The sequence below is a fragment of the Methanosarcina sp. genome (assembly GCF_049706645.1).
GTDB lineage: Archaea > Halobacteriota > Methanosarcinia > Methanosarcinales > Methanosarcinaceae > Methanosarcina.
This window is the reverse complement of the sequence record NZ_JBNAKP010000005.1, coordinates 136079-162829: the sequence shown is the minus strand read 5'-3', so window position 1 is coordinate 162829 and position 26751 is coordinate 136079. Positions and strand designations below refer to the sequence as shown.

The following is a 26751-nucleotide window of genomic DNA, read 5'->3' as shown; positions in this document are numbered from 1 at the left end:
ATTTAAATTTTTCTAACTGTTTTAAACTCTTTTTAAGCTTTTTAGCTGCCGGTTCACGAAAACCGGATTCCTTCGGAACAAATAAAACACTGATCAGGTGTCCTCAGGAAAATATACCGATAAAGTATATATCATCTAATTTGCAATATGACAGCCTATGAACACTATAGGTAAATCCATAAGGATGGAGCGGATTTTCAATCGAAATACAGGTAATGCGATTATTATTCCTATGGACCACGGAGTTGGTGCAGGTCCGATTGATGGGCTTAAAAACCTTCAGGAGGCTGTAAACAGGGTCGCGGAAGGTGGGGCAAACGCTGTGCTCGGACATATGGGGCTTGCCAAACACGGACACCGGGGATACGGGCATGATGTGGGTCTTATAATCCACCTGTCAGCTTCAACTTCCCTTTCCGTTGATCCGAATCATAAAGTTCTGGTAACAACCGTGGAAGAAGCTATAAAAGTCGGAGCCGATGCAGTATCAGTTCATATAAATATCGGGGCTGAAGACGAGTACGAGATGTTGCAGGGGCTGGGCTATGTTGCAGGAAAGTGCGACGAATGGGGAATGCCACTTCTTGCCATGATGTACCCGCGAGGAAAAAAAGTTCGCTCTGAATATGACGTGGATGTTGTAAAACATGCAGCCCGAATCGGAGCCGAACTTGGGGCCGATATAATCAAGACAAACTATACCGGAAGCCCTGAAACATTTAAAGAAGTAGTTGACGGATGCCCTGTTCCTGTAATCATAGCAGGCGGCCCGAAAATGGAGTCCGAACAGGAACTGCTGGAAATGATCGAAGGATCTCTCGAATGCGGAGGACGGGGCGTTGCCATAGGAAGAAATGTTTTCCAGGCTCAAGATCCCATAGGCCTTGTCCGGAGAATTTCAAAGGTAGTTCACGAAGGCATAAGTGCGGAAGAATTGTTGAAATTAGGCAGGTAAGCTTTAAGGTTAAAAAGCCTGATATGAAAAATTAAAAACGAAATTTGAAATCGGGCGAAAAAAGCCGGGTTTAAAGCCGGATAGAAAAAATAAGGCCAGAGATAGTCGATTTAAGTTTTTCCAGTGGAAACGAAATGGTTGGAATTTTTTTAGATTGACAGGATATTTAATAAATATAAAGAAGGAATAAGAAGCATAAAGAATAAGATACTGGCCTGAGTAAATCTTAAGTTTCAGAAAAAAGAAACAGCTTCAGGCCAAAAGCCTTAAATTCAAGGTTCCGAATTCGCTCAGATTCATTTAAAATCTCTTATTCTGTCAATATTTTTCAGAATTCTACTTTCATCTCTGATTTGTTTTCCTTATTATTTTTTACTGAATTTTTTTCTTTATATTCTTTACTGAATTTTTTTCTTTATATTTTTTATTATCTTATTTCTTTATATTCTTTATTTTCTTTTTTTTCTTTGTTTCCTTGTTTTGAAACTGTTAACCTTGGAGTATCTCATAATTTATTCTTCTTTTCTAAAATCAATATCTTTACAGTTTCCGTTTAAAGTCTTTAAGGATCAGTCTTACTTTTGGAGTTATCTTTCTTAATTCGCAGTTCATATTTTATTCTTTAATCATACGGCTTTAAAAGCCGTAATTTCAATAAAGAGCCTTCAAAAAGCATTACTTTAAGGGGAAGTCACTTCAAAAACCCTTGAGGCACGATATGCAGATGTATGAGAGAAAGAAGATAAAAGAATAAGAGAATAAAATAAAGAAAATGAAGAAAATGAAGAAAACAGAGAGAATAAAAAAATATAGAAAATGAAGAAAACAAAGAAAATATAGAAAACATAGAATCGGAGTAAGTGTTTTCTTAAACAACATGAACCTTTTTTGAAATATTTTCGGTATTTGCTGGAAAAACCTTGGGTAAAACTGAGATTTATGTATATATTCCATGGAAAACAGACTGTTAACCCGTAGATTCCAGTGGAAATAAGGGGGTACTGAAGCTCTCAGGGAAGAAAATAAAAAGATGAGAGTGAAATGCGACTAAGAGAACAAATATTGAGTACAGTTAGAGGGTTATAAGCAAACAATAAACAGATTATAAGCAGACAATGAACAATTTAGAAGTAGATTGCAGAACGTATAATTGGTGTGAAAAAATACTTGAGAAACTATAACAATAGCATCAAAACGGGAAAGAGAAAACTCCTGGCATAAAGATAAAAATTTAAGAAATAAATTGAAGGATAATTGAAGAATAGTTGATCAATTGCTGATCGGCAATTGATAAAGAGTTAAAGGTTAGATGAAGATTAAGTGAAGAGTATATAGAAAGGAAGCAAAGAAAAGAGAAAGGAAAGAAACACCAATAGTAAAAAAAATTAATCCGAAGAAGTTTCCAGTGGAAATAAAGGGGTCCCTCTTCGGGGAAAATCAAACGGATTCAAAAAATGAAAAGAAATATTAGAAGCTTCTGAGAAAGATGATGTACGTAAAATAGTCCCACATAAATAATTCTATACAATAATTTAGTATGAACAAACCAACTTTTTGAATTAAAGTTAAAAATCAAAAATTAAAAAGTACCCTCGAAATAGCGAAAACTGAAGCTAAAAATGGGGAAATCTTTAAAGAAAATAAAGTTTTATAAGAAAAATAAGATGAAAGTTCGGAGTTAGAAGTCAATAAAGGGAACAAGATCACAGCCCGTACATTTTATGCACATGGTTTTTGCAAGCCCCGGATCGAGCCCGTACTCCTTGAGGATACTGGCTTCAAGCTTTGCGAGCTTCAAGAGGCGCTCAGGAGACGGACGTTCCGTAAAACAGTCTCCAGCCCTGAGAGGGTGCGGGTTTACCGGCCGCAGGACAGGAATTACCCCTATTTTTGCAAGAGTTTCGATTCCATCCCTGACAGAATCGTCACTTTCTCCAAGCCCTATTATAAAATTACTGAAAACCCGGTTTTTTCCGAAAACATCCACAGCTTCCTTCAGTCTATCCAGAATAAAGTCAATAGAAAGATCCCCGCAAACTTTTTTGAAGATTTCCCTGTCCATAGTTTCGACATTGTACTTGACTTCGGAAACCCCGGCTTCATAAAATATTCTGGAACAGCCTTCGGTAGGATAAACCGAAACTCCAACAGGAACATCGTACTTTTTGAGAGCGGGAAGCAATTTGAGCACACGCTCCACCTCTCCTTCGATTGAGGTTTCAACACCTGAGGTAAGAGAAATAGCTTTTAGATTTCCTGTCCGCAAAACCTCATCAATTATTTCCAGGACTTCCTCCTCACTCTTAACGTGCCCCTGCAATTTGGGCACAGGACAGTATTTGCAGTCGAATATGCACCTCTCGCAAAGAGTTATAAAAGCCTGGTCAGGGCAGTGGGCAGGGGCAGGCTCAAGTTTCCCCCGCACAAGTTCTTCTCCCTCATAGAAAAGCGCAACATTTCCTTCGCCTTCAACCTTCAGAACTGAAAGCGGAGAGTCTTTTTTTATGCTGAGCCTTACCCGCCTTTCTCCCGACCTGAAGAAAACCGAACCTGTACCTGCCCCAGGACCCGCAGTGGAACCCCGAGCCTGCGGGATAAGTGAAGGATCTATGGAAACTGAACCTATGGAAATAAGGAAAGCTTTCATTTCCGGCGTTATTGGTTTACTTTGCATGCAAATGCTCCTGAGAGTGATTACAAAGTGACTATCACTTGACTATTAAGGGATATATAAATTATTCTGTTGATATAATTTAGGTTGTTCACCAATTCAGAACCGGAAGAAAAAGTTTCCCTGCCTCGCCTTAAATTTGTCCCCTCAAGCCTGGAAAGATAAAAAGGGAGCAAGAGCCCGGCTTATACAGGTATGAGATAATGTTATAGCAATGATATAATGTTAAAATAGTGGACTAATGTTGTAATGATATGTTAACATACTGAAGATAAAATAACATTAGCTGTTGAAAATATTATATACTGTGAGTGCGTAGTATGAATTGCGTTCTCATCCCTTTAACACCCCACTAGTTAATATCTACTCCATAATAAAGGGATAAAACGGAAAGAGAAAAATCAAAACTCGCAACCCGTGAGTCCTGTACCTCAGTATCTCTTCCCAGATAAATAAAATCTCTTAAAGCCGTTCGGAACTTCCAGGTTCTTGGATGAGAACGCAATCTATTTTCAGAAGTTTTACCGAAAAAAAGAGTTTTTTTTGGTCGCGTTCTGGCTAATTATCAGTATTTTTCAAAATTACTGCAAAAGTTATTTTCCTTTTTTCCATACCCGGAGCTACACTTGAACGTACCTGCTTATAGTAGAATAAAAAATGAAATCTCCAAAGGCAAAAATTATTTCCCTGATTACCGATTAAAAGGATCGCCTTTAAAAAATTCCGTGTATTTAAACCGGGAGTTCTAAAACAAAAACAAAATAATTATATATTTACCCCTCCGAATTTCAAAGAATAGTTTTTACGGCACAGGAAGTTACTAACGATGGAAGAAATAGATGAAATTGACCTTTTTCTGGATTCACAGGTAAAAACCGAAAAAGAACTGATGCAGAAAAAATGTGAAAAGACTTACTATGCAGCATCCAGTCAGATTCGCAGGGATATAATGCGAACGGTTTGCTTTCTCGGAAAAAGGAAAGAAGAACTTCTCAAAGAGACCGACCTTGAGGAAGCTACTTTAAAGTTCCACACTGAAATTCTGACAGATGCTGATTTTCTTTTCCAGGATGAAAACGGTGTTTACAGGCTGACTGAAATCGGGCTACAGGTGCTTCCCAAACTGTGAAAGTTTTCAGCCTGCATATAAATTACTTCAGGATTTATTCTGGATGTTATCGGTTTTCACCTTTTCAAGAAAAATCTCTGTTCAGAGCTTCCTTTTCAGCACTGGAAATACATTTTTCCCTGCTGCAGTTCCCTGGAAAGCCTTGTAAGAAATATCGAAGCTTCCCCCCATAAGGGAAAATTTTTTCAGGAAAGCCCCATAAAGTAATACCCGGATAGATGGCTTTGCCAATTTTATATATATAAGTAGATATATTATATTTATCAGCCCTACTGAGAATCTTTTTTCAGGACAATGAGGACAGGAAAAAACATGAAAGTGATGATCATAGGAGGTTTTCTCGGAAGCGGGAAAACAACCACTATACTGAGAATCAGCAGGCGGCTCAGTAATGCAGGAAAAAGGACTGCGATTATCGTAAATGAGATAGGGGAAATCGGGCTTGATGGGGATATTCTTACAAGCCCTGGCATTGTAACTGAGGAACTTACAAGCGGCTGCATCTGCTGCACACTCAGGATAAGCATGCAATATACCCTTCAGACTCTTGAGGAAGAGTTTGCACCTGATATTGTTATTATCGAGCCGACAGGAATCGCCTTCCCGGGGCAGATACGGGAAGAAATAGAAACAATGGGACTCTCCGAGCTATCCTTTGCCCCTGTAGTAACGCTTGTAGATCCTGGCCGTTTCGGGACCGAAGCAAAAGAGATTCCAAGGTTTATTGAGAATCAGATCAAGGAAGCCGAAATCCTCTGCATAAACAAAATCGACATAACGCCTGCAGAAACTGTTCTGGCCGCTGAGAAAATGCTCCATGAGATAAATCCTGAAGCCCGGATCCTGAAATTCTCGGCAAAACATGAAGATGAACAGTTTGAAAGGCTGCTTCTGCATCTCGCTGTGCCAGGGTTTAAAAAGCCTTCCAAAGAAAAGAAAAATTCCATTGAACTTTCTGAAGTTTCGGCTTACTCAGCTCTCTATACCCTCGGACTGCGGAATCTCAGTCCTGAAGAAAGCGTACACTTTGTAGAAGAGAGCCTCCAGACCATTCAGGGCAGGGTTCGGGAAATTAATCCTGAATTTATAGGGCACGTGAAGCTTTCCATAAAACTCCCGGAATTTACGGTCAAAGGCAGTGTGACTTCTTCTAAAGAAATGCCTCAGGCAGAGCTTATTCCGGGCCGCAACAGTGAGAAAGCCGAACTCAGGCTGCTTTCCGCAATTACAAAGGTTCCGAAAAATAAGCTTATAGAAATCGTTGAGAGTACTGTTGAAGAGAACCTCTGGAACTCAGGAATAACTTTTGAAAAAGAAGTTCACGAGCATGGGCATGATACTGAAAATCATAGTGAACACGAAAACGAGCAAATATGCAGGGTTAATATATACAGGGAAAACGAATGAAAATAACATAAAATTCGATCTAAAGTAAGTCAAAGAGCATTTGCGCGGATCAAACGAGCGAACGTTTGCAGTGTAAAACTTAACTTAAAGCTGAAACGAAAACCTGAGACTTAACTGAAAGAGTTACAATCACACTTATCCTTTTCGGAACTATATAAAAAAGGGTAGATTTCAACCAATAAAAAAGGAAAGGAGTTTTGATATGAACGAGGAAATAGATGAACTTGATGCTTACTTCGACAAAAAAGGTGAACCTACCGAAGGCGAAGCTGTCAAACTGGAACATATGATGATGGAAAAAGTTTCCATAAATCCTGCAAGAAGAAAGCTTCTCCGGACTGTTGGAATCTTTGGGAAGACTGAAAACCAGCTAAAGGAAGATTCCGGATTAAGCGATTTCTTCTTTAAGTTCAATATGGATTTCCTCCTAAAGGAAGGCTTCCTGAAATTTGAAGAAGGAATGTACCGCTTGACGGATGCCGGAATTGCTATGCATGACTCGGTGTGTTGAATAAACTTTTTTAATAAACTTTTTTAATTTCCCTTTTATTTATAAATTTTAATATAATATTTAGTCACCGGCTGGTTAACTCCATCCTGATTTTTGGAGGCTGCCTTTTGCTAAAAAGCGATAAGTTTTTATGGTTATCTTGTTAATGGCGTTATGACCAAACTTTTCGATAACCTATGGAAGTTTCAAAAACGCCCTATCTAATTTCCAGGTATATATCGAGCAATAAAAAGGAGTGTGAAAAAATATGCCAGCAATAGTTAATGTAGATGAATGTTCAGGATGCGGAAGCTGTGTCGATGAGTGCCCCTCTGAAGCAATTACCCTTGACGAAGAAAAGGGTTGCGCAGTAGTCGACCAGGACGAATGCGTAGAGTGCGGCGCATGTGAAGAAGCATGCCCGAACCAGGCAATTAAAGTAGAAGAGTAAAACAGCAATCAGTTGGAATAATTTCTTTATTCCACTTTTCTTTTTCCTTTTTATCAATCATTTTTTCTCTCCGGAGGTAGCTTTTTAGATGGTAGCAATTAAAGCGGGTATTTTAGGCGCCACAGGCGCTGTAGGGCAGAGATTTGTAGAAGCACTTGCAAACCACCCCTGGTTTGAGATTACAGCCCTTGCAGCATCCGAGAGAAGCGCCGGCAAAACGTATAAAGAAGCCGCAGGCTGGAGATTAGACACAGCTATGCCGGAAAGCGTCGAAAACATCGAAGTTGTCCCGGTAGACCCAAAAGCCGTAGATGCTGACGTGGTTTTCTCAGCCCTTCCTGCAGACCTTGCCCTGACAGTAGAACCCGAATTTGCGAAAGCCGGATTTGCAGTGGCAAGCAATGCCTCATCTTACAGGATGGAAAAGGATATTCCTCTCGTAATCCCCGAGGTAAATCCAGAACATCTCGGGCTTCTCGAAGTCCAGCAGGATGCAAGGGGATGGGGCGGATATATCATTACAAACCCCAATTGCTCCACAATTGTCATGACCCTTACCTTAAAGCCTCTTATGCAGTTTGGGCTCGAAACCATACAGGTAGCTACAATGCAGGCGATCTCAGGGGCAGGATTTTCCGGAGTTGCCGCAATGGCAATCTATGACAATGTAATTCCGTACATCGGAAGCGAAGAAAAGAAGATGGAGACTGAAACTTTAAAGCTCCTTGGAGAGTTCAACGGCTCTGAAATCGTACCTGCGGATATGAGAGTCAGTGCTTCCTGCCACAGAGTGCCTGTTATCGACGGGCATACCGAAGCCATCTGGGCCGGAATGAGGGATAAGCCGACGCCTGAAGAAGTAAGGGAAGCCTTTCTGAAATTCGACCCCAAGCTGGGAGAACTTCCTTCCGAACCTGCGAGAGCCCTGATAGTAAGAGACGAAATCGACAGGCCCCAGCCACGCCTTGACCGCAATATGGGGAAAGGCATGAGCGTCTCAGTGGGACGTATAAGAGAAGGAATCCGCTACATCGCAATGGGACATAACACCATTCGTGGGGCAGCCGGGGCAAGTGTACTGAATGCAGAACTCCTGCATTCCATGGGTAAACTCTGATCTGAATACAGAATAATGGAAAATAGAAGTAAAAGCCTCAGAGATTCAGGCTTTTGCTTTCCAGCTTTATTCTCAATTTTACTTCTCCAATTTGCGTTTTGACTCTACATTCCCGTTTCATTTTTACTATCACTTTTGTTTTTCAGTTTTACTGTCCTTCTCAATAGAATCCTTTTCAATTCTCCGGCACTTTACAGGGATATAAAGCCGTGCAATTCTTCGGTTTCTACTTATCTCACGTTCTTTTGAGAATTTCAGGAGAAAAGCTTTCTTGCGGCTTCCTCTGCCCTTCTCATAACCTCCTTTACAGGAATGCCGCTCGTTTTTGCGATTTTTTTGCAGTCCTCAAACTCGGCAGAGATATTGAGCAGAACACCTTCAGAGTCCCTGGCAATCTTGACCGCAGTTTCATATACCTGCCCTTCGACCTCAAATTTAACTGGCTCAATTCGCCTGGCAGCCATTAATCTGTGTCGGGTAGGAATAACTCTTACTCCCAGGGACCCGGTCTCGATAATTATTTTTCGGGCGAGCTTTGCGGTGTCTTCGGGTTTTGCAATTACTTTGATAATATGAGCCGGACGGCCTTTTTTCATTGTTGCCGGGAGAATTGCAACATCCCTTGCCCCCATAGCAAGCAATTCCTCGAACAGGTTGCCCAGGACTTCTCCGCTCACGTCGTCAGCGTTCGTTTCGAGCACCTCAATAATATCAGGAATGAGGCAGGAATCAAGTTCGGACAACACCCCCTGGAGCACATTGGGCCCGGCAAGCTCGGAATCTCCGGCCCCGTAACCTATCGAAATTACCCTCCCTTGAGGAAAAGTTTCCAGAGGTCTTGCAAAATGGGCAAGAATAGCAGCCCCTGTAGGAGTAAGAAGCTCCTTTTGTTCAGTACCTCCCCTGAAATAGAATTTTCCTTTCCTGAGAAGCTCAAGGGTAGCAGGCGCTGGCACAGGCAGAACTCCATGTGCGCATGCTATTGTTCCACTGCCCACGTTTACAGGAGTACAGTAAACGGAATCACAGTTAAGGGAATGGATAGCTGCTGAAGAACCGATTATGTCGGCAAGGGCATCACTCTGCCCAACCTCATGGAAATGCAGTTTCTCAAGGTCAGACTGCCCATGAACTGAAGCTTCGGCCTCAGCCAGCTTCAAAAAAATATCAAGAACACTTGCTTTCACATTGTGAGGCAATCCTGCAGCTTTTACCACATCCACAAGTTCCGGATATGTGCGGACTGGCTCTTTTTCAGGCACATTTATCCGGACGTCCAGGGCTTTTATTCCCTTTTTTATAACTTCTTTTATCTCCACGGATACGTTGACAGAAGCTTCTATTAATTCTTTAACCGTTTTCCGATCAGCCCCGAGATCAAGAGTGCATCCAAGGATCATATCTCCTGCTGCGCCTGAAAAAGGATTGAATACAAGTGCTTTCATAAAACTCCTTCCTCCATTTCGGTTTATTCCCTTTTTATTCCCCTGTTACTCCCCTTCCGGGTCTGTCCTTTCTTCCTTGCCGAAGGTGTAGGCAGCAGCAATCATATTTGCGATCCTGGCCGCATACGCTCCCGCAACAAAACCTGCGTCAATATTTACAACTGCGAGTGTAGAACAGGATTGGAGCATTGCCAGCAGGGCAGCTTTTCCTCCGCCGCCTGCTCCGTAGCCTGTCGAAACCGGAAGCCCGATTACGGGCACGTCAACTAATCCTGAGACTATTGTGGGAAGCGTTCCTTCCCTCCCGGCTGCAACTACGATTGCTCCGGGCTTTGTAGCTTTTAATTTATGCAGGGCCGGAATCAGCCTGTGAATACCTGCAACCCCCACATCATAAACCGTAACCGTTTCACAGCCCATTTCGGAGGCTACAACCCTGGCTTCTTCCGCAGCCGGAATGTCGGCCGTGCCTGCCGAAACGATTCCCACGACCCCGCCGGTTCTGGGGGCAGGCGTGCCGTCATGGATAACAACTGTACGGGCCCTGCTGTTCCATTCAAGTTTATCCTGGCCGAAAGCCTGCTTTAAGGCTTCAACATGCCGTGGCGAGACCCGCGTAATAAGGGCTCTTTTGCTCTCCGCAACCATGACCCTGGCAATCTCCACAACGTCTTCAGGGTCCTTACAATCGGCAAGAACAGCTTCGATTACTCCTGTCCTGCTTTTCCTGTGAGAATCAAGTTTTGCTATATCCGTATAGGAGACAAAACCCAGGCCTCGGGCCTGCTGCTCCGCAGTCTCAAGATCCATTTTTCCGTCTTTGACAGCCCTAAGTATATCAGTAAGATCCATGTACCACCCTTCGCCTAGAAGAATTAGATACTTTATCAATAAACAGTTTAAATACCAAGTTGTTGGATAACAATTTATTCGTTTGGAGGCTCTTTAGAGTTTCGCGCATACTCATACAGTTTGATTTTCAGAATTATTTGGTTATTGCTTTTCAATTTGGGGTAAAAATTCAAAATTCTAAAGCTGGATGAGTATAGTCTGAACTTGAGGATAAGCAGTGGAAGAATGGAGATATTGTTTAATCTTTCAATAAAGTCAGCTTAAACAATATCTTCATTTGTCTTTTCGGGAATAAAAATAATTCTCGCTTTTAAGTCCGCTTGAACATCTCCCTTGCCATGGCAACTCTCTGCTCAAAGTCGGGTCCTTCAAGTTCTTCCACAACGGATTCGAGAACCGCAGGTATGTCAATGTGCTGGGGACATTTCTCAACGCACTGTCCGCACTTGACGCACAGGGATGCAAACTCGGGTTCCCCGAGAGCGACAGCCCCACCCAGCCGTGCCGCATACATGAACCGTTCCTCGTCGGGATTGTCGACCAGGTACAGGTTGTTATACTCCTCGAAACAGAGTGGAATATTCACACCCGCAGGGCAGGGCATGCAGTACTGGCAGCCGGTACAGCCCACTTTCATCAGTTCACGATACTTGCTCTCCACTCTTTTTACCAGCTGCAGTTCCGCTTCTGTCAGCGAATCCGGGTATGCCTGCTCTGCAATCCTGAGGTTTTCCTGAATATGCTCCTCCTCATTCATGCCGGAAAGGACGACCGTGACCTCGGGGTGGTTCCATACCCAGCGGAGTGCCCATTCCGCAGAGGACCTCTTTATCGGGGCTTCCTCCCAGATCTCTTTCACGGCTTGAGGCACGGTTTTTGTCAGGTTCCCTCCGCGAAGGGGCTCCATGATGATAACGCCAAGCCCTCTGGAGGCAGCGTATTTTAGACCGGCGGTACCTGCCTGATTCTTTTCGTCCAGGAAGTTATACTGGATCTGGCAAAAGTCCCAGTCATAAGCGTCCACTATCCGGTTGAAATCCTCCCCCGAACCGTGGAAGGAAAAACCTGCGTTAATTATGCGGCCGTCAGCTTTGGCTTTGTCAAGGAAATCAGCTACACCCAGCTTTTCAATATTGTCCCACAGATCACCAACGAGAGCGTGGATGAGGTAATAATCGATGTGGCCTGTTTTGAGTTTCTCCAGCTGAGCATTCAGAAACTTATCCATATCCTCCCGGCTCTCTATAAGCCAGGAAGGAAGTTTTGTTGCGAGTTTCACTTTTTCGCGGTACCCGTCGGCAAGGGCACGACCTAAGAAAGGCTCGCTCTGTCCCATGTGATAGGGCCAGGCCGTATCAACATAGTTTACTCCCTGGTCAATTGCATAGCGTACCTGCCTGGTGGCTCTTTCTTCATCTATACTACCGTCTTCTTTTACCGGAAGGCGCATGCATCCGAATCCAAGTATCGAAAGCTCGTCTCCGTTCTTTGGAACTTTTCTGTACAGCATTTTTCTTTCTCCTGATTTTTTGAATTATTTAGCCGCATTGTGATTGACTAATCACTCGAGAGAGGGGTCAAAAATAAGTCTCCTGCCTGCAATCTCCATAATTGTTCAAATTTCGGTTCGTAGAATACTGCTCTGATCATTTTTTTAACTTAAATATTTTGCAAAGAATGATTCTAATTTGTCAAACGGGATCATGTCGGTCCTGTCGTACAGATCAATATGTCTTGCTCCCGGAACAATGTAGAGTTCTTTAGGTTGAGCAGCCATTTCATAGGCCTCTTCACTGAAATACCTGGAGTGAGCATTTTCACCTATGATGAACAAAACTGGTCGTGGTGAAATGGTATCAATATAGTTCATCAATGGGAAATTCATAAATGGCATGTCACTTGTTATTGTAAATGCGCCTATGGAATTTGGGTGGTGTCCGCGCGGAGCTACGTAATATTCCATGAATTCACTTGAGACGGGGTCAATATCTTCTTCGGGGATTTCATCAGGGAAAGAAGGAGTCATCTCTGGATAGCCGTCTTCAAAATCTTTCCAGCGCTGCTCGCCAAGATGGTCGAGGTATTCGTTACGCTGTTCATCGGTCATTCCATCTTCCCATCCTTTGCGTTTTACACGGCTCATATCGTACATACTTACAGTGGCAACGGCTTTGATACGGCGGTCTACCTGTGCTGCAGTAACGGCAAATCCACCACTCCCACAGATGCCGATAGCGCCGATTCTATTTCTGTCCACAAAAGGGCGTGTTCCCAAAAAGTCTACTCCTGCACTAAAATCTTCAACAAATATGTCTGGAGAAGAAACATGTCTTGGTTCACCACTGCTTTCGCCATTAAAAGATTCATCGAACGCAATGGCAACGAATCCTCGTTCTGCCATATTCTGTGCGTAAATACCAGCACCTTGCTCTTTTACACCTCCATAAGGTGTTCCTATAACAATTGCTGGATATTTTTTGGACTTATCTATGTCCTTTGACAGGTACATGTCTGCTACAACGGTAATTCCGTACCTGTTATTATAGGATACTTTTTCTACAGTTACTTTTTCACTGAGTTCAAAAGTTTTCATACTTGATTCATTTTTAGATTCCATATTTCCCGACATTTTTAGTTCTCCTTTTATATTATAACTCATATCAAATTCTCAATTTTCCTTTTCTGAAAAGATTATATAGTCAACAGGCACACCTGGTTGAGTAATCAGTCACCTGCCCGGCAAATTTTTAACTAATTAATAGTAATTCATGAGTGACTAATCAGTCAATCATATGATACCTATAATAGTATATAAGGCTAAGCATTACAAGGGTCTGATAACTTTTGCTGGTACACCTGCCACGACAGTGTTAGAAGGAACATCTTTTGTAACAACTGCACCTGCTGCTATCACTGCATTGTCTCCAATAGTAACTCCCGGAACTACTATAGAACCAGAGCCAATCCATACATTCTTACCAATAATGATGGGCTTAGGATACGTGATATTTCTTTTATCTGGACTCATTCCATGATTTAAAGTTGCGAGAATTACATTCTGCCCAATCTGCGTTCCATCTCCAATAGTAATACCGCCTCTGTCCTGAAAAGAACAGCCTGTGTTAAAAAACACATTTTTTCCAATAGAAATATTCTTACCAAAATCCGTATAAAAGGGTGGAAAGCAGAAAAAAGAATCATCTACTTTCTTTCCAGTTAATTCAGAAAACAGTCTTCTTACTTCTTCCGGTTCGTGATAATGGTTGTTCAGTTCGAAAGTAATTTTCATAGCTTCATTACTGTACATTACAAGTATTTCATGTTCTTTTGTACCCGCTGCTATGGGTTCACCACGTGTTACCAGTTCCATAAATTCATCCATTATTTTTTCCTCCGGCACAGATTTTAAACATTTTTCCCCATTTCATAAGCCTTATTCAGTTTCTCAGTAAGATTTCTAATTTCGCCCTTTTTATCCGCTCCTGCACCTAGTATCGTTCCAACAGACTCCTTATTTCATCCTTATCATAAAATGAAGAATTTAATTTGGAGGTTAGTTCCACAGCACGATGAATCTTTTTCTCTAATTTGGGATATTCAGGGTCATCTATAAAAATCGGTTCTCCGGATTTATCACGTTCAAAAATGTCTCTCTTGTTTCAAGGGCTTCTCATCTTGGTTATTTGATTTTCCATGACAATCTATTTATTCTGCCTCATATTTTCTATTTATATAATCTTTTATTTTCTAAATCTCTCAGTCTATTTCAAAGAGGCCTCCACAAATGTTTTCGTGGATTTGATTGGCAATTACGCACGTGTTGCCGAAATATGATAAATAAGCCACAAGAATTTTTTGCGCTTTCACTGGGCGTGTTGGATTGCGTCAATACTTTTTTTACTCATTTAAACTACCCTGCATATTCGGAGTTATCTTAACTTATCAAAATAATTTTTTGATTCCAGCATTCTGCCACGGATATCAACATGGAACGGGCAGTTCTCTTCGCAAACACCGCATTCAATGCAGTCCTTTGCGTTTTTGCTTAATTTCATATAATGGTCTTTTGCGAGTTCGTCACCCGCTTTTGCCAGATCCAGATATTTGTTTACGGAACCGATATCGATTCCGGACGGGCATGGCTGACAGTGGTTGCAGTAAATGCAGGTACCCTGTATATCTCGTTGCGGTAAGCTGCCGATAAATGAATAGTCCCGTTCTTCTCCGGAAGCGGAGTAATATTTGAGTACATCCTCCAAATCGGCTCTTGAGCGTACTCCCGGCAGACATGAGAGAACAGCCGGGCGGTCCAGCGCATACTGTATGCACTGAGGGATCGTCATGTTACGGCGGAAAGGAGATGTCTTTGCGTTCAGCAGCTGTCCGCCGCCATAAGGCTTCATGACCGTGATGCCAATACCGCGTTTTTCACATTCCCGATAAAGGTTCATGCGTTCGTGTGATAAAGCCAGTTTGCCCCGTGAAGGTTCAAAATCATAGGCGGCGTTGAGGCTGAACATGAAGATGTCGATCTCTCCGGTCTCGATAAATAGTCTGCAAATATCCGCAGAATGTGAGGAAAAACCGAGATAGCGAATGGTTCCTTCCTGCTTTAGCTTCCGGACATAGTCGAAAATGCCGTCGGACATAATCTTTTCAAAATCACGAACTTCGTCAACACAATGGATAATGCCGATGTCAGCATAGTCCGTCCCGTATTTTTTCAGCTCCTGATCAAACCCTCTCTGAAGTTTTGAAAGAACCCTTGTCCTCGAATATGTTTCCTTGGGGTAGACAGCACCCAGATGCATCTGCATGATCATTTCGTCCCGCTGTCCTTTCAACGCCTGTGCAATGGATTCCGCTGCACTGGTATCAGACATGACCGTATCGATCAGATTTATGTCCTGTTCCATGCCACAACTGATGATGTCTTTGATTTCTTGCGATGTGGCTTCCTTCAGGCTTCCAGCTCCAATGCCAATAGTGCTGATCTTGCCACCACCACGCGGTAAACTTCTGTACTCCATAGATTCCCCTCACTTTCCAGGGCTACTTCATTGCTTCATAAAAAAACTGAATTACAAATAATTCTGCTATTCATCCAGTTTTTGTTCTGAAGCAGATATTCTTAACTTGTGGGCATCACCAACAATTTTTTGGATTTATAGCTGGTGAAAAAATAAGATCTTTAAACTACACCTCAAGCTATAGTTCATTATTTTAACTTGTCATATTCCTCATCCGTTAAAGGTTCCAGCCATTCTGCTGGGCCTGCGTTAGCATTTGTCTCCACGGAAAGGTGTACAAACCAGCTGTCGGGTGCCGCTCCATGCCAGTGTTTCACGTTAGGATGAATTTTCACTACGTCGCCTGGATTAAGCTCCTGTGCTGGTTTTCCTTCCTCTTGATAGTAACCACGTCCACCTGTTACTAACAGAATCTGTCCGCCCGGATGCTTATGCCAGTTATTCCTACAGCCTGGTTCAAAAGTTACATTGCCTATTGGACAATTAAATTCATTATCACGTGGCACAAGCATATTAAGCCATGCGTTACCTGAAAAATACTTACTGAATTGTTCCGGAAGTTTCTCTCCTTTTGGAAAAATTACGCTTTCACTTAAATTGTTTGATTTGTCCATATTTTGCTTCCCCTTGAGATTTTTCATGATTTACTTTCTTAATCGATTATTCGACCAGGGAGTATTGTTGACTGATTAGTCAGTCTGTAAGATTTAATGTTATATAAAAGTAATCCCTACAAAGATAGAATGCAAAAAATTGAAAAATAATTTTCCAATATGCCTATTATTCTTCTCCTTCGATAAAACAGCTTTTCGCATTTCATATACCATTTCCATAACTTTGCTTCCTCTGATATCTCCTGTATTCCAGCCACAATCTCAATATACAATACACTTTCAAAAATCCCACCACGAAGTCGGAGGCATGTGCAGGTCTGAATCTAATAGAACAGCTTCACCAATTTTTGGCACAATTATATTTACTTTTCTTATTTTTGCCTCTTTTAGTGCTCTTTCTATTGGTTCATTCCAACCATGATTAGCTAATGTGAATGCTCCCCAATGCATCAACATCATAGTCTTACCATTTACATCCAAATTGGCCTGGACAGATTGTTCCGGTACCATATGAATATCCGGCCAACTCTGGTCATATTGGGCACCTTCAATTAAGGTGAGATCAAAAGGTCCGTATTTCTTCCCAATTTCCTTAAAATGGCTGTCATATCCGGTATCTCCGCTAGCATATAAGCGAGTTTTAGTTCCCATAATGACCCATCCACCCCATAGTGTTGTATCGATATTAAATGGCTCTCTTCCAGAATAATGTCTGGCTGGCGTCAAAGCAACGGTTAAGCCCTGATACTTCGTTTTTTCCCACCAATTGAGTTCCGTGATTTTTTCTTTTGGAATACCCCACCGAATTAAATGAGCACTAACCCCAAGAGGAACAAAGAAATGTGATACTTTGCTGTTTAGTTTTATAATTGATTGATAATCCAGGTGGTCATAGTGGTCATGTGTGATAAAAACTGCATCAATAGGCGGCATTTCATCAATAAGATGCAGCATAATATCTTCACGATAGTTATATCTTTTAATTCCCACAAATGAAACCGGTGAGGCAATAGGACTCAGCATAGGGTATACCAATAACTTTTTATTATCAATGCTAAGCAGAAAAGCAGAGTGTCCAAACCAGGTCAAACTATCATTTTCACTTTTAATTTTGTTCCAGTCAATGGCAGAAACAGGAATTAGACCATCTGAATTGCGGTATTTAGCCTCTGAAGCAGAATCCTCATTCTTTGATGAAGCGTCTGAGGAATTTATAACCAACTCTGTAGGATCCTCATTAATAAATTTCCCATCAACATAATTATTTAAATGTTGATACATTTCTTTTTGTTCTTTTGTTGGATTCCCACCGAAAGCTGGGTCTATGATTATAAACAAGAATAACAACGCCCAATAGAAGCAAAAAACTGAATAAATATAACACCATCTTTTTAAGTTTCTTCATATTTTCACTTCTGTAATTCCAATTTTATGTAGTCACCCGCATACCTCATTCTGCTCATTTCTTACATCTCTACCCCAGATTGCACGACCGTTCAGAATAGAGTCGGACAACCCTGAGTTACTGTATGCACTAAGGAATCATCATGGTACGCCGGAAAGGAGATGCCTTTGATTTCCTGTTTATTTTTTAGGTAGTGAATACCTTAATTGGTATGTGACTGACTAATCACTCGTAGATTAATGAAAAAATATTATTTAGATAAACCTTTCCAGAGAATCTGAAATCCTTCCTCTAAAACCTTATTTTGATCCTGTGACGAATCTGAATCAAGGATAAAATTCACTATCGTCCTGCTACCCTGATAAAACATTGCAATGATCAGCTCCGCAGAAAAATCTCTGATCTCTCCCGTTTTTATCCCTTCATTTACAAGATTATGGAGGAAAACATACTCTTTCATTACTTCTTCACGCGTAAATTTAGTTATATAAGGAGAAGAGCAGAACTGCCCGACAAAAAGAAATTCGTCCTGATTGTCAACACCCCAATTGATTAAATTTGACCAGAGTTTTTTCAACTTTTCCTGGAAAGTGCTTTCTGTCTCGATCCCTTTTCCCATACTGCGGCTTAACCTGCCCTTGACCTCAAAATACAGGCTATTGATAAGATCTTCTTTCGTAGGAAAGTAGTTGAAAAGGGTGCCTGTGGCTACACCTGCTTCTTTCGAAATCTGAGCAGTGGATGTACCGTGGAAGCCTCTTTCAGTGAAAAGCTTCAGGGCTGCTTCCAGAATGGCTGCTCTTTTGTCTTTGACCTGTTCTTTCATGTATTATCTCTACAATTGACTGATTAGTCAGTTATACTGCAATATTACCTTGTTAGATAAATACTTTATGATGCTTTTTTATGACTTTCAGCTAAATATTGTATATTATATAAGGATTTATGGTGACTTAAGGAAAAAATACTCAGCGATACATTTAAAAATCCGAATTGTTAATGTGTAGAGATCATCATGCTCATAGTACTCTCATTAGGCGGTTCAATTCTCGCAAAAAACCTTGACCCGGATCGTTTTTTAAAATATGCGGATATTCTCCGGAAGCTCTCGAAAAAGCATACCCTGCTTGTGGTAGCCGGAGGAGGGGAAGCGGCACGCAATTATATTGAAGCTGCAAGGGCAGTCGGTGCCGATGAAGTGACCTGCGATTATATAGGTATTGAAATTACTCGCCTCAATGCACGATTGCTTGCCGCAGCCCTCGGGCCCGATGCCTCTCCTGAAATCCCGACAAATTATCTGGAAGCTGCAAAGGCCATACGTCCCGGAAAGGTAGTTGTGATGGGAGGAGTTACCCCTGGCCAGACCACGGATGCTGTCGCTGCAATTCTTGCGGAATTCCTGCGGGCAGACCTGCTGACAATTGCAACTTCGATTGACGGAGTTTATTCCGCAGACCCCAATTGTGACCCCTCTGCAGTAAAATATGACAGAATCTCTCCTGAGAAACTCATAAACATAGTCATGGCGATCGAGATGAAGGCAGGCTCCAAATCCCCTGTTGACCCTGTAGCCGCAAAAATTATCGAACGCTGCAAACTCGATGCCCTTGTTATGGATGCCAGGGACCCTGCCCTGCTCGGGGAAGTTCTCGACGGAGAAGCCGTCAAAAAATCTCCGATATCCTGCGGAACCTGGGTTACAACAAAAATATAAGACTTAAGGCTCACACCAGTTTTTCGCTCAAGCACAACCGTTGCGCCGGTTGATCACGCCGTAACCAGGGGTTTTTCGATCAAACCTTTTCAAAAAAGGCTTGCGTTGAGCCGCTTGATCACGCCGAATAGGGTTGGGAATAAGGCTCCAAACTCAAACGTGAGCGGCAAGCCTTGAGCCGCTAAACCATGCCACAGATAAGGGTTTTCGCTCAAGCATTTTTTTAAAAGGCTTGCTTTACGAAAGACGAAAACTTAAACATAGGGGTTCCGCCATACATTCTAATTACAGGGAACAGACCGGAATGTCGGTTTCGGTTTTTTGAAGATTTTTCAGAAAGTTTCTGAAAAGGAGGAGGATAGGGGTTTGAACCTGCCTGAAAAAAAGATTTCTTTTAAACAGAAAGGGGTCATTTTGCGCTTTTTTTTAATGCTCCTATTCCTGACCATGGTTTGCTCTGAACTCAGTCCTGCTTTCGCAGCGGCAGATGGGACAGCTCCTCAAGAGGAAAGGCAGGAAGATGCGGTCATCGCGGATTTTTTCTCAGACCATGCGCTCTCGGACGCTACAGTCCGGTTTGAACAGCCTCTTGAAAATATCTCTCTTGTTTTCACTTTGAGTTCGGGAAATAAATTGCTGAAATCGGAAACTTTCTTCCTGGGCCCTGTGGAGAGAGGGAAGGAAGTTACAAAAGTCCTGTTCTGGGGAATTGAAGAGGATTTCGGAAAAGATAGGGACTCTTATAAAGCGCAGGTTTCTGTGGAAAACGGTAGCTTAAACCTTGATTCGAGAGAAGTTTCGTTTTCTTACCGAAATCCCACCCTCTCAAAGCTTAAACTTGTGGACTTTTCGGCAGATTCCGAGAAAGCTTCCGTTTTGATGAGTCTTACCAGCCCTACCGGCTTTGGGAGTGTACAGCTGCCTGAACCCGGTGTGGTAGACCTTGACCTGAAGCTTCTCTCGGGCACTAAGGTTGTGTATTCCGAAAAGCAGAAAAATATCCCTGTTACAAACACCTATTATAACGCAAGCTACTGGCCTTTCCTCCTCGAGAAGGATAAGAACTACACCGCCCTTCTGAAGGTCCATTCCCATTCTCCTGACATTACTACAGCCTACAGGTCGGATTTCAAAGCCGAGGAAGATATAGAAATTCTCGACCATGATGTCGATGTGGATGAATACGGAGCAAGTGTCACTGTGATTGGAAAATCCCAGGTGCCTTTTGACGGTTTTGTAAGGGTCGTGCTGACACCTGAAGAAGGAGAAGTGCAAGTTTTTGAAGAGACCGCAGATATCCTGACCGCGGGAAAAGAAGATACGGTAGGAATAATCTGGCAGGGGGTCCCGAAGGGGGATTACAACGTAAAGATCTATGTCCTGAACCTTGAAGGAGAAATACTGGACAGCCATGAGACAGTTCTCAGGGTCTTTGAGCCCGTAGCCGAAGAAAGCCCTGTCGAAGAATCCCCCTCAATTGCCTTTTTCGCAGTCCTTGGGATTTTGCTCTGCGCCGGAATCCTGTCCGGAAGGAAGCTAAAGTAAAAGTTTCTGAAAGCCTTGAAAGCCCTGAAAGCCTTGAAAGTCTTGAAAGTTTTAAAAGTTTTAAAGTTTTAAACCCGTGTAAAATTCAAACGCAGGATCATCATGTTTGACCTCATCATCCGGAATATAATGAACAGGAAGGTCAGGAGCGGACTGACAGTCTGCGGAATAGCTCTCGGGATTTTTGCAGTTATAGTTATGGGGGCGATGTCCGAAAATTTCCACCAGACCTTTGAGCGTTCCATGAGCGTGACCAGCGACAAAATCCGTGTTTTTGCCGAAAGCGGAGTCTTTGGAGGCGGACTCACGGACGATAAGGTGAGCGATGTACTCCGGGTGGCAGGGGTAAAGGATGCATACGGGCTTCTAATGACCACTTTTGATGAGGACAAAATGGGAATGACCGGAAAGCAGATCCTTGGTGTCCCTCCGGAAAAATCCAGTGTTGCTCTTAATCCTGTGGAACTGAAAGCAGGCCGCTTTCTCAATCCAGGGGATTCCTATAGTGTTGTTGTCGGAAGCAACATACAAAGGGAATATAAACTCCAGATAGGGAGCAAGTTTGAGATCCATGACAAATATTTTACCGTTGTAGGAATTCTGGACTATACCGGCTCGATTTTTGATAATGCGGTAATTATACCTCTTGAAACTGCACAGGACCTTTATAATGTGGGCGATTCGGTTTCCTATATCTTTGCAGTGCCTGACGAGCGGGTGGATGCAGAAATACTTTCCAAGCGCATAGAATTCAGCGTTAAAGGCACAAGCACCCTTTCTCCGGGAGAGCTTGAAGTGCAGGCAAAACAGTCCTTTATGATTTTCAGCGTAATTACTATCAGCTCAGGCCTCCTTGCAGCAATCATAGGCGGGCTTTGCGTGATGAATACAATGCTCATGTCCGTTGCCGAGAGGACAAGGGAATTTGGGATTTTAAAAGCCATTGGGGCCGAAACCAGGGATATTCTGCTCCTGACCCTTGGGGAAGCCTCTGTTATGGGTCTTTTCGGTGGAATTCTGGGAATTCTTATAGGTACCGGGGCTGTTTATATTATGAATGCCTGGCTTGCAAATACAAGGATAGTGCTTTTTCTGATAACTCCCAGGCTTCTTGTAATTGCCATGCTCTTCGCCTTATTGATAGGGGCTCTTTCAGGGCTTTATCCTGCGTACAGGGCTTCGAAAATGAGCCCGATGGAGGCTTTGAAGCATGCGTGAATCAACAGATCAATAAATATTAAATAACCATGTCTATCTGAAAAATTGGATTCGGACCGTCTCACGGTTCATCACATGATACCATACTCTAGGATATTCTATTCTAAGTCGACGTGACATCTCGCAACATATAACGCTTTGTCTTCCATTGGTCAAAAGTAGACTTGAACTCATTTTTTATAGGTTTTTCCTATTGCCATAGCAATTTGGCTAAAAGCTGCGTCAGTTGCTGTTAGGATTTTATAGGCTTTTAATTATACAATTTTTATTATCGAAAAGCATTGTAATCTATAAATTTATAATGGCTTTTTTAGTATCAAACTAAGGCTTGGTCGCTGAAGCGATCAAATGAAATTAACCGGGATCTTGGTCTTGTTCAAGATCTGCGAAGCTGCAATCCGATGATTTCCCTGTATTACCTTAAAGTGTATGCCGTCAGCCTCCATTCTGACTTCAATGGGACGCGTGGGATGTCCGGTGGCCTCATCTTTGATAATGGCCATAACCCGATCGTCGATCATATCGAGATCAGTGCGGAGGTTTGTTGCAAGTCTGATGACATCCAAAATGTTCATGACATGCCCGGTTAGCTTGGCCGGGTCATAGGAATAGGACTGTCCACCCGCATTCACCGTGCCTATCACATAGCGGTTGATATAAGCTAATGTACTACATATAGGGTCACTGAAATACTTTCCCTCGTCCCAGTAGAGTGTTAGTTCACCATCCAAGGTACTGTACACGTTCCACCCTAACTCCTCATGTTTAACTAGCGTAAAGCCGGGGATTTCTGTGTCGATACACAACGGAGAGTCCTCAGAAACAAGCTGCGGAAAACGTTGTATTGGAGTACCCATTGAAGAAGTGTTACTAACTTGTACATTTCCGAGAGCCACGGCCCTCAGGTCAGGCACATGGAGATCCGTATCCTGTGCATACGCCGACGCTTTTAACTGGGTAGGTTTGGAAGAATAATGGAGTAAGTTCATATTATCTGAAGAGTGTTCCAATCCAGTTATTGGATTATCAGGCAAGCAGTCTTTTTTCTCTTTTTGCTTCTCTACTCGCGCACACTGCTTTAGTGCCTTATGACCCATTACATCCGCCTCGTGCTCTAGACTCACGTCATCATTAATCGCCACGCCCTTAGCCTGCATAGTGGGCTTCACGCGCCCTTGAGCCTGTTGCACTACATGCCACGCCTCATGAGGCAAATGCCTCTCCTGCCCTGGAGCTACATGAATATTTGCCCCCTGTGTATACGCTAAAGCCCCTACCTCAGAAGGTTTTGACGAATTATAATGCACCCTCACATCGCCCATATCAATTCCAGATAAGTTCTCCACGCCAGCCTTGAGGTTATCAGGCATTCCTGTATTATTTTCACTCTTTTTCTGAAGCTGTTTTTCTTCTTCTGGGATTTCCTGACGCTGGATACTTTCAAACTTGCCTTGCAACGGTTCCTCTTCTTCTTCAGGAATCTCTTGGCGTTGGATGGTTTCAATCATTTTGCCTTGTAAAGGCTCTTCTTCCTCCGGTATCTCTTGTCGTTGGGCTGGTGGTGCCTGTTTAGCGTTGGAAGGAATCAGCCCGATTTCAGAGAACAACCTAACAACTGCCCTGTTTCCAATAGTACGCTGGAGCTGCATGACATCAGCGTGAGTGAGGGATTTCGGATTTATTCTGGCACGCTGGATGATAGCCATTGGATGTGAGCTAGGTGCCTGGATTCGGGGAGTTGCTTGCCTTTGAGAAGTAGTTTTTGATTCTGTGGATTGCTGCGTTTGCTGATGCTCTGGCATGATTAGACATCCCTGTGGAAGGTGACTGTATAATTCTTCAAAAAAATTGATAATATGAATTGTGTCATAGCATAAAATACTCTATATTTTAACTAAATTTCTTTGAATAGAATATCGAACTCGTGAAATAAAAGGAACGTATATATTCCGATGAAGCTTTAAAATTAATTACACTAAATAAAAGGGAAAAGGCATTAAACATTGAATTTTATCGTCGAAATTACATAAACTCGATAACCGCCAACATAGTTCTGAAAATGAGCCCTAAGGAGGCTTTGAAGCATGCCTGAAGAAAAAATGGAGGGCCTGATGTCGGCAGAAAAACCCGAAAATGACGGACATAATGACGGACAAAAAATCATCATGGGGGTTGAAAATCTCTCCAAAACCTATATGCAGGGCAAAATTCCTGTCCATGCTCTTCGCTGCGCCTGCATAACCGTAAGAAAAGGGGAATTGCTTGCAATCATGGGACCTTCGGGTTCCGGAAAATCGACTCTTCTCGCCCTGATTGGCTCACTTGAAAAAGCCACGGACGGAAAAATCATCCTTGATGGGACAGACCTCACTTCAGTGCCTGAAAAACTGCTTCCCCGCGTGAGAAGGGAGAAAATAGGTTTCATCTTCCAGCATTATAACCTTATTCCGACCCTTTCCGCCCTTGAGAATGTAGAACTTGCCATGCGCTTTTCCAGGGTGCCAAAAACGGAGAGGAAAGAAAGGGCAACCGCGCTGCTAGAAGAACTTGGCCTTGGTGACCGGCTTTCCCATAAGCCTTCTGAACTATCAGGAGGGGAACAGCAAAGAGTTTCTATTGCAAGGGCGCTTGCAAATAAACCTGCCGTTATCCTGGCTGACGAGCCTACAGGTGAAGTGGACAGCAAAACCAGGGATTCGATTGTGAGGGTCTTCAAAGAATTGAGTGGAAAAGGGCAGACGATTCTTGTTGTGACACATGATCCCGAGGTTGCAAAAGAATGTTCGAGGGTACTCAGGATTACGGACGGGGTTATTAAAGATTATTAAAAGATAGACTGTCAAATTCAGGGTTGAATAAAACTGCTAAAAATCGAAATACTAAAATAATGAAACGGAGAAACCACAATTAGGATTATTAAGCTAGCTATTTAATCGCCTTTAAGATTAATTCATAGCATCACTATTGAATACACCAAATGATAAACTACTCATAAATTTTGTGGTTTTACGAATGCAAGAATCTATAGAAATAATTCAAAAATTTGCTGCCAAATTAGAGAAACTCGAACAAGATGAGAAATATCTGTTTGAGCATTTGAATAATCTTGATATTGAAACTATCGAGAGGCTAATAAATGAATATAAATCAGAAGACTTTAAGCCTGTAAATTTTTTGCGTCTTGAAGTACTCAACAAGATAAAAGAAAAAAATACAGTAACATCTGAGTTAATTGAAGAAATTAAGAAGAAAATAATTGTAAAGGACGAAGAATATTTTTCGAAATCTAGTAAAAATCTAGTAGAAGGGCTAATAAACTATCAAACGGAGTCTTCTTTTAAAAGCTGGAAGAAGAATTTCAGCATATTCTATCGTTTTTTCTACCTCCCAGAAGACAGAAGGGAATCAGATACTGCCCTCGGCACAATAGCAAAAGAGCTGATAAAAGAATTACAATTAGGCGGATACAAGAATCATAATGTTTCGTTCGATGGATCTGCAAATTTTGGGAAATCATTTTGCTGGATCGCAATATTTCCCAAAAATGTTGGCTCTCACAAAGAATCTTATCAATTATTTTTACGTATCTATGCAAACAAAATAATGGCAGGGATTAAAGCAGGTTTTAATATAAAGGACAAATCAGCTGTAAAGTATAAATCAGACAAATATCTTGAAGACTGTCATACTGTTGAAGAAGTAATTGAAAAACTGAAAAGTTCAAAAGAGATAGTAGAAAGAAAAAACAATGAATTAAGTAAGCTACCACCAGAAACTTCAATAATCAAAGAAATATCACCTAAAATAACTACCGAGGAAGAAGAGAAAACGTCTCTTGGAGCGGAATACTCGATATATACTGATCCCGAAAAACCTTTCATTGATAAGTCTGAGATAAATGAAATAGTAGATTCTCTGAAAATTAAAAAAAATATTATATTGCAAGGGCCTCCGGGAGTTGGGAAAACTTTTGTTGCTAAAAAAATAGCTTATGAAATGATGAAGCAAACAGATGATACAAAAATCGGAATGGTACAGTTTCATCAATCTTATTCATATGAAGATTTTATTCAAGGAATTAGACCTTCGGAAGGATCATTTAAAGTAAAAAATGGCATATTTTACGACTTCTGCAAAAAGGCTGAAAATGACCCTGAAAGCAAGTATTTTTTCATAATTGACGAGATAAACAGGGGAAACCTCAGTAAAATATTTGGTGAGCTTATGATGCTTATTGAAACCGATAAACGGGGAAAATATAAAGTTCACTTAACCTATTCTGAAAAAGACGATGCCCCATTTTTTGTTCCCGAGAATCTCTATATAATTGGCACTATGAACACGGCTGATCGTTCATTAAGTATAGTTGATTACGCCTTACGTAGACGATTCAGATTTATTTCATTAAAACCCGAGTTTAATCAAAGATTTATCGAGTTTCTTGATTCACAGGGGTTCTCTTCAAGGTTTTTAGATGAGATTATCTCAAAAATTACCGATTTAAACGAAACTATAAAATTGGATAAAAATCTTGGTGAAGGTTTTGAAATAGGTCACAGTTTTTTCTGTAATCATAAAAATAACAAATCCGAAAAAGAATGGTTTACAGATATTATAAAACATGAGATCAAACCTCTTTTAGATGAATATTGGTTTGATGACAGAGATAAATGTGAGACCCAAGTAAACCTTTTATTAAACTGAT

General features: G+C 41.8%; 23 protein-coding genes. 11 read left to right on the top strand and 12 right to left on the bottom strand.

Annotated features, from left to right (window positions below):
• Window positions 1–157: 157 nt before the first annotated feature.
• A complete protein-coding gene (locus ACPK8D_RS01930) occupies window positions 158–955 on the top strand; it encodes a 2-amino-3,7-dideoxy-D-threo-hept-6-ulosonate synthase (protein ID WP_424716152.1) in 798 nt (265 codons plus the stop codon).
• 1678 nt (window positions 956–2633) lie between these two features.
• On the opposite strand, the gene ACPK8D_RS01925 is transcribed toward ACPK8D_RS01930, so the two are convergent.
• A complete protein-coding gene (locus tag ACPK8D_RS01925) occupies window positions 2634–3629 on the bottom strand; it encodes a radical SAM protein (protein WP_424716151.1) in 996 nt (331 codons plus the stop codon).
• Between the two features lie 823 nt (window positions 3630–4452).
• Between ACPK8D_RS01925 and ACPK8D_RS01920 the strand changes: the two genes are divergently transcribed.
• A complete protein-coding gene (locus tag ACPK8D_RS01920) occupies window positions 4453–4755 on the top strand; it encodes a hypothetical protein (RefSeq protein WP_424716150.1) in 303 nt (100 codons plus the stop codon).
• Window positions 4756–4836: 81 nt separating this feature from the next.
• Here ACPK8D_RS01920 and ACPK8D_RS01915 read toward each other — a convergent pair whose 3' ends face one another.
• Window positions 4837–4986 carry a hypothetical protein gene (locus tag ACPK8D_RS01915; RefSeq protein ID WP_424716149.1) on the bottom strand — a complete coding sequence of 50 codons (150 nt, stop codon included), beginning with the start codon at window positions 4984–4986 and terminating at the stop codon, window positions 4837–4839.
• An 81-nt stretch (window positions 4987–5067) separates the two neighbouring features.
• Here ACPK8D_RS01915 and ACPK8D_RS01910 point away from each other — a divergent pair, with 81 nt between their 5' ends.
• From ACPK8D_RS01910 to asd, 4 genes are all read left to right on the top strand, one after another.
• Window positions 5068–6162 carry a CobW family GTP-binding protein gene (locus ACPK8D_RS01910; protein WP_424716148.1) on the top strand — a complete coding sequence of 365 codons (1095 nt, stop codon included), beginning with the start codon at window positions 5068–5070 and terminating at the stop codon, window positions 6160–6162.
• Window positions 6163–6364: 202 nt separating this feature from the next.
• Complete coding sequence (locus tag ACPK8D_RS01905) at window positions 6365–6673, top strand: hypothetical protein (protein WP_424716147.1); 309 nt, start codon at window positions 6365–6367, stop codon at window positions 6671–6673.
• Window positions 6674–6920: 247 nt separating this feature from the next.
• A complete protein-coding gene (locus ACPK8D_RS01900) occupies window positions 6921–7103 on the top strand; it encodes an indolepyruvate ferredoxin oxidoreductase subunit alpha (protein WP_424716146.1) in 183 nt (60 codons plus the stop codon).
• A gap of 88 nt (window positions 7104–7191) precedes the next feature.
• Window positions 7192–8220: an aspartate-semialdehyde dehydrogenase gene (gene asd / locus ACPK8D_RS01895; protein WP_424716145.1), complete on the top strand. Its 1029-nt coding sequence runs from the start codon at window positions 7192–7194 to the stop codon at window positions 8218–8220.
• Between the two features lie 254 nt (window positions 8221–8474).
• Here the strand turns inward: asd and larC are convergent, their stop codons facing one another.
• The 9 genes from larC to ACPK8D_RS01850 all read right to left on the bottom strand — a co-directional run bounded on the left by larC (window position 8475) and on the right by ACPK8D_RS01850 (window position 18392).
• Complete coding sequence (gene larC, locus ACPK8D_RS01890) at window positions 8475–9665, bottom strand: nickel pincer cofactor biosynthesis protein LarC (protein WP_424716144.1); 1191 nt, start codon at window positions 9663–9665, stop codon at window positions 8475–8477.
• A gap of 45 nt (window positions 9666–9710) precedes the next feature.
• The gene (gene larB / locus ACPK8D_RS01885) at window positions 9711–10517 is read right to left on the bottom strand and encodes a nickel pincer cofactor biosynthesis protein LarB (RefSeq protein ID WP_424716143.1); all 807 of its coding nucleotides are present in this window, start codon (window positions 10515–10517) and stop codon (window positions 9711–9713) included.
• Between the two features lie 310 nt (window positions 10518–10827).
• Window positions 10828–12027, bottom strand: coding sequence for an aldo/keto reductase (locus tag ACPK8D_RS01880; RefSeq protein ID WP_424716142.1), 1200 nt, complete (start codon window positions 12025–12027; stop codon window positions 10828–10830).
• Window positions 12028–12171: 144 nt separating this feature from the next.
• On the bottom strand, window positions 12172–13176 hold the full coding sequence (locus tag ACPK8D_RS01875; protein WP_424716141.1) for an alpha/beta hydrolase: 1005 nt from the start codon (window positions 13174–13176) through the stop codon (window positions 12172–12174).
• Window positions 13177–13341: 165 nt separating this feature from the next.
• The gene (locus tag ACPK8D_RS01870; RefSeq protein ID WP_424716140.1) at window positions 13342–13899 is read right to left on the bottom strand and encodes a sugar O-acetyltransferase; all 558 of its coding nucleotides are present in this window, start codon (window positions 13897–13899) and stop codon (window positions 13342–13344) included.
• A 547-nt stretch (window positions 13900–14446) separates the two neighbouring features.
• Complete coding sequence (locus ACPK8D_RS01865) at window positions 14447–15547, bottom strand: aldo/keto reductase (protein WP_424716139.1); 1101 nt, start codon at window positions 15545–15547, stop codon at window positions 14447–14449.
• Between the two features lie 188 nt (window positions 15548–15735).
• Window positions 15736–16161, bottom strand: a complete 426-nt coding sequence (locus ACPK8D_RS01860) for a cupin domain-containing protein (protein ID WP_424716138.1) — start codon at window positions 16159–16161, stop codon at window positions 15736–15738.
• 279 nt (window positions 16162–16440) lie between these two features.
• On the bottom strand, window positions 16441–17499 hold the full coding sequence (locus ACPK8D_RS01855) for an MBL fold metallo-hydrolase (protein WP_424716137.1): 1059 nt from the start codon (window positions 17497–17499) through the stop codon (window positions 16441–16443).
• Window positions 17500–17816: 317 nt separating this feature from the next.
• Window positions 17817–18392, bottom strand: coding sequence for a TetR/AcrR family transcriptional regulator (locus tag ACPK8D_RS01850; protein ID WP_424716136.1), 576 nt, complete (start codon window positions 18390–18392; stop codon window positions 17817–17819).
• Window positions 18393–18581: 189 nt separating this feature from the next.
• On the opposite strand from ACPK8D_RS01850, the gene pyrH reads away from it, so the two are divergent.
• The 3 genes from pyrH (at window position 18582) to ACPK8D_RS01835 (ending at window position 22046) form a co-directional block, all read left to right on the top strand.
• A complete protein-coding gene (gene pyrH, locus ACPK8D_RS01845) occupies window positions 18582–19283 on the top strand; it encodes a UMP kinase (protein WP_424716135.1) in 702 nt (233 codons plus the stop codon).
• 366 nt (window positions 19284–19649) lie between these two features.
• Entirely contained in the window at window positions 19650–20828 is a 1179-nt protein-coding gene (locus ACPK8D_RS01840) for a hypothetical protein (RefSeq protein ID WP_424716134.1), read from the top strand.
• 102 nt (window positions 20829–20930) lie between these two features.
• Window positions 20931–22046 (top strand): ABC transporter permease, encoded by a 1116-nt coding sequence (locus ACPK8D_RS01835; protein ID WP_424716133.1) that lies wholly within the window; start codon window positions 20931–20933, stop codon window positions 22044–22046.
• Between the two features lie 344 nt (window positions 22047–22390).
• On the opposite strand, the gene ACPK8D_RS01830 is transcribed toward ACPK8D_RS01835, so the two are convergent.
• Complete coding sequence (locus ACPK8D_RS01830) at window positions 22391–23848, bottom strand: eCIS core domain-containing protein (protein WP_424716132.1); 1458 nt, start codon at window positions 23846–23848, stop codon at window positions 22391–22393.
• A gap of 282 nt (window positions 23849–24130) precedes the next feature.
• Between ACPK8D_RS01830 and ACPK8D_RS01825 the strand changes: the two genes are divergently transcribed.
• Together ACPK8D_RS01825 and ACPK8D_RS01820 are read left to right on the top strand one after the other, a co-directional pair.
• Window positions 24131–24874 carry an ABC transporter ATP-binding protein gene (locus ACPK8D_RS01825; protein WP_424716131.1) on the top strand — a complete coding sequence of 248 codons (744 nt, stop codon included), beginning with the start codon at window positions 24131–24133 and terminating at the stop codon, window positions 24872–24874.
• 184 nt (window positions 24875–25058) lie between these two features.
• The gene (locus tag ACPK8D_RS01820) at window positions 25059–26750 is read left to right on the top strand and encodes an AAA family ATPase (RefSeq protein WP_424716130.1); all 1692 of its coding nucleotides are present in this window, start codon (window positions 25059–25061) and stop codon (window positions 26748–26750) included.
• Window position 26751: the final 1 nt, after the last annotated feature.

Bases quoted from the DNA above. Each gene is read 5' to 3' on its own strand.
- ACPK8D_RS01930 (WP_424716152.1), top strand. From the start codon at position 158: ATGAACACTATAGGTAAATCCATAAGGATGGAGCGGATTTTCAATCGA.
- ACPK8D_RS01925 (WP_424716151.1), bottom strand. From the start codon at position 3,629: ATGCAAAGTAAACCAATAACGCCGGAAATGAAAGCTTTCCTTATTTCC.
- ACPK8D_RS01920 (WP_424716150.1), top strand. From the start codon at position 4,453: ATGGAAGAAATAGATGAAATTGACCTTTTTCTGGATTCACAGGTAAAA.
- ACPK8D_RS01910 (WP_424716148.1), top strand. From the start codon at position 5,068: ATGAAAGTGATGATCATAGGAGGTTTTCTCGGAAGCGGGAAAACAACC.
- ACPK8D_RS01905 (WP_424716147.1), top strand. From the start codon at position 6,365: ATGAACGAGGAAATAGATGAACTTGATGCTTACTTCGACAAAAAAGGT.
- ACPK8D_RS01900 (WP_424716146.1), top strand. From the start codon at position 6,921: ATGCCAGCAATAGTTAATGTAGATGAATGTTCAGGATGCGGAAGCTGT.
- asd (WP_424716145.1), top strand. From the start codon at position 7,192: ATGGTAGCAATTAAAGCGGGTATTTTAGGCGCCACAGGCGCTGTAGGG.
- larC (WP_424716144.1), bottom strand. From the start codon at position 9,665: ATGAAAGCACTTGTATTCAATCCTTTTTCAGGCGCAGCAGGAGATATG.
- larB (WP_424716143.1), bottom strand. From the start codon at position 10,517: ATGGATCTTACTGATATACTTAGGGCTGTCAAAGACGGAAAAATGGAT.
- ACPK8D_RS01880 (WP_424716142.1), bottom strand. From the start codon at position 12,027: ATGCTGTACAGAAAAGTTCCAAAGAACGGAGACGAGCTTTCGATACTT.
- ACPK8D_RS01875 (WP_424716141.1), bottom strand. From the start codon at position 13,176: ATGAGTTATAATATAAAAGGAGAACTAAAAATGTCGGGAAATATGGAA.
- ACPK8D_RS01870 (WP_424716140.1), bottom strand. From the start codon at position 13,899: ATGGATGAATTTATGGAACTGGTAACACGTGGTGAACCCATAGCAGCG.
- ACPK8D_RS01865 (WP_424716139.1), bottom strand. From the start codon at position 15,547: ATGGAGTACAGAAGTTTACCGCGTGGTGGTGGCAAGATCAGCACTATT.
- ACPK8D_RS01860 (WP_424716138.1), bottom strand. From the start codon at position 16,161: ATGGACAAATCAAACAATTTAAGTGAAAGCGTAATTTTTCCAAAAGGA.
- ACPK8D_RS01850 (WP_424716136.1), bottom strand. From the start codon at position 18,392: ATGAAAGAACAGGTCAAAGACAAAAGAGCAGCCATTCTGGAAGCAGCC.
- pyrH (WP_424716135.1), top strand. From the start codon at position 18,582: ATGCTCATAGTACTCTCATTAGGCGGTTCAATTCTCGCAAAAAACCTT.
- ACPK8D_RS01835 (WP_424716133.1), top strand. From the start codon at position 20,931: ATGTTTGACCTCATCATCCGGAATATAATGAACAGGAAGGTCAGGAGC.
- ACPK8D_RS01830 (WP_424716132.1), bottom strand. From the start codon at position 23,848: ATGCCAGAGCATCAGCAAACGCAGCAATCCACAGAATCAAAAACTACT.
- ACPK8D_RS01825 (WP_424716131.1), top strand. From the start codon at position 24,131: ATGCCTGAAGAAAAAATGGAGGGCCTGATGTCGGCAGAAAAACCCGAA.
- ACPK8D_RS01820 (WP_424716130.1), top strand. From the start codon at position 25,059: ATGCAAGAATCTATAGAAATAATTCAAAAATTTGCTGCCAAATTAGAG.